General features: G+C 72.8%; 3 protein-coding genes. 1 reads left to right on the top strand and 2 read right to left on the bottom strand.

The genetic code is table 11. The annotated features are described in order from the left end of the window. The coding region (locus ACFVYF_RS24880; RefSeq protein ID WP_389458702.1) for a tetratricopeptide repeat protein at nt 1-305 on the top strand (305 nt) is incomplete at its 5' end. Between the two features lie 88 nt (nt 306-393). Here ACFVYF_RS24880 and ACFVYF_RS24875 read toward each other — a convergent pair. Together ACFVYF_RS24875 and ACFVYF_RS24870 are read right to left on the bottom strand one after the other, a co-directional pair. Then, on the bottom strand, nt 394-1,116 hold the full coding sequence (locus ACFVYF_RS24875) for a class I SAM-dependent methyltransferase (protein WP_389458700.1): 723 nt from the start codon (nt 1,114-1,116) through the stop codon (nt 394-396). A gap of 118 nt (nt 1,117-1,234) precedes the next feature. Continuing rightward, nucleotides 1,235-2,401: a damage-control phosphatase ARMT1 family protein gene (locus ACFVYF_RS24870; RefSeq protein ID WP_389458698.1), complete on the bottom strand. Its 1,167-nt coding sequence runs from the start codon at nt 2,399-2,401 to the stop codon at nt 1,235-1,237. Nucleotides 2,402-2,532 lie beyond the last annotated feature (131 nt).

The raw sequence follows: 2,532 nt of genomic DNA, 5'->3' as shown, positions 1-2,532 counted from the left end.
AGTACCGCACCGTCCTCGCCGACTGCGTCGAGAACCTCGGCGTCCGCCACCCCGGCACCCTCGCCGTCCGCCACAACCTCGCCGACCTGCTCCGGGCGCGGGGCGAACTCGCCCTGTCCGAGGCCGAGTTCACCGAGGTGCGGGCGGCCTGCGAGGAGGTGCTGGGCGAGCGGCATCCGCGGACGCGGGCGGCCGAGGAGGCGCTGCGCGAGGTAGCACGACTGCGGGCCGAGGCCCGCGCCGCCGGCGTCCCTCCGCCCCGGCCCCCGGGGGGCGACCCGGACGACGAGGCGCACCGCCTCTAGGGGCCGCCACGGACGATGAGGCACAGCGCTCTCCAGGCGCCGGCCCGGACGACGAGGAGGGCCGCCTCTCGGCCGGCGACCCGGACGGTCAGGCGCCCGACCCGACCGCCGCGGGGGATCCGGACTCGGCGCCCGCGGGCTCGTACCCCGGGAAGCGGGCCGGGATCTGCCGCAGATCCCAGAGGGCGAGCACCTTGTCGTCGTAGAAGTCGTCGGACTCGTCGTCGCCGATCACCCGCAGCGGTTCGGGCAGTGCGAACGGGGCGAGGCGGAGGTTGATCGGGCGCCACCAGCCGGTGACGATGTCGGTGTTGGCGTGGGTCCCGGCGAAGGTCGTGGTGAGCAGATAGCGCGACCCGCTCGCCCGGAACCGGGTCAGCGCCTCGACCACGTGCTGGTAGGAGAAGTGCACCAGCGCGTCCCGGCACAGGATCAGGTCGACCCGCGGCACCCGGTCGAGGGTGAAGTCGAGCAGCGTGAAGGACCGCCCGGGCCGCTCGTGGTGCGTCCGGTTGTCCTCGATCAGCTCCTCGACGACATCGCCGCCGAGGTAGGCGGCCTCGCCCAGGTCGACGTACTGCATCCAGTTGAAGTCGCCGCACGGCGCGTCGAGCACCGACTTGACCTTCAACTCCCGTACCAGCTCCCCGAGTTGGGCGATGACCCGCTTCATCCGCAGCAACTCGGAGCCCGGGCCCGAGCGGGTCTCGTCGGAGCCCCAGCGGTTGGTGCGGTAGATGTCGGTGAAGACGTCGTGGAGGTCGGTGTCGTCGCGGGCGTCCGCGGCCTCGACGTATCGGCGCTCGATCACGTCGTAGAGGGGCTCCCCTGGATTGCTGACGTACCGCGGGGTCAATGACGTCCTCTTTCGCTGCCCGGCGGCGGGACGTATGGAGCCCACCGGTACAACTCGGCAGCATAACGTCTCCTCAGGGCCGCGCCTGGATCAGCGCATGCGTCCCGGCGGTCCGCCAGCGCTGCCCCTGCGCGGCCACGAGCGCGGACTCGGTGGCCGCGTCGAGGCCGACGATCACGTCGGACTTGAGGGTGCGCAGCGCGGCCACGGGGCCGGGGAAGTACGCCGTGGGCTGCGCGAACGGCGTGGTGGGGGGCCACAGTTGGTCGCCGACCAGGCGGCGGTAGTTCAGATCCCCCTTGAAGATCGTCACGGTGGTCGCGGCGAACTCCCGCCCGAGGTCGCCGGGCATCTTCGCGTACGGCAGCGGGGCGCAGGAGAACGGGTGGGCGCGGACCGTGAGGCGGCCGTCGGCGAGGGCTGACCAGAGCCGGTGACCGGCTTCCGCGGCGGCTCCCTTCGCCTCCTTCAGCCGGCGCAGGGCGTCGACCAGGTCGGCGGTCATGGCGTCGGAGACGTAGTACGGGTGGGGCTTCAGGTGCAGCACGGCCCGGTCCGCGCGGCCGTGGCGCAGGAGATGGTCGAGGAGGAGCAGGTCGGGGATGAGCTCCCGGCCCGCGTTGTCCGCGACCAGGCACACCGTGCCGCCCGACAGCAGGGACCACAGCAACGCGCTGTCGTCGGCCACGAGTTGGCTGTCGGCGGCCGCGCCCTCCCCGGCCGAGAGCTGGAAGCCGAGGTCCGCGCGGTTGCCCCACAGCGAGCCGTGGAGCAGGGCCTTCTCCTGGTCGTCGACGGGCCGGGCGGCCAGCTCGTCGAGCGCGGCCAGTTCCTCCTCTGTCTCCGGGGTGTCGAGCTCCGCGAGCTTGAAGGGGCGGAAGGGGTCGATACCGCGCCAGGTCCCGGAGCCGGGCCCGGGCCCGAAGTAGCCGACAGCGGCAAGGAGTTGGCGGTAGAAGTAGCTCTCGGACCAGAGGAAGGGCGCCTCGAACCAGGAGCGTCCGACGTACTCCGGAAGGCCCCATGCCTCCCACTGCTCACGGTCGGCGGCGCCCGGCGGGAGCGGTTCGATGACGCCCTCGGTGGCGCTCTTCAGCAGCGCGTCGAGCGCCTGGTGCTGCTCGGGTCCGTACGGGAAGGCGTCCCGCACCTTGCGGATGAGCGCCGGATGCCGCTCGGCCAGCACACTGTGCGGGAACGACTCCGGGTCGCTGCTGACGATCACGGCGGCATCAGGCATGGGGGTGCGTTCCTCCGGGGCGGGGCGGGGCCTCGAAAGCACAGTAGCCCCCTGGCCGGGGCACCCGTGGGCAGCGGGTCCGCGTATCCCGGCAACGGCAGAGCGGCCGGCCGACGCCCGCTCGCGTCGGC

Source organism: Streptomyces sp. NPDC058274, from assembly GCF_042881375.1.
Lineage (GTDB): Bacteria > Actinomycetota > Actinomycetes > Streptomycetales > Streptomycetaceae > Streptomyces.
This window is presented reverse-complemented; position numbering and strand designations above follow the sequence as displayed.

Excerpts from the sequence above, each read along its gene's own strand:
- ACFVYF_RS24870 (WP_389458698.1), bottom strand. The coding sequence starts at position 2,401 with ATGCCTGATGCCGCCGTGATCGTCAGCAGCGACCCGGAGTCGTTCCCG.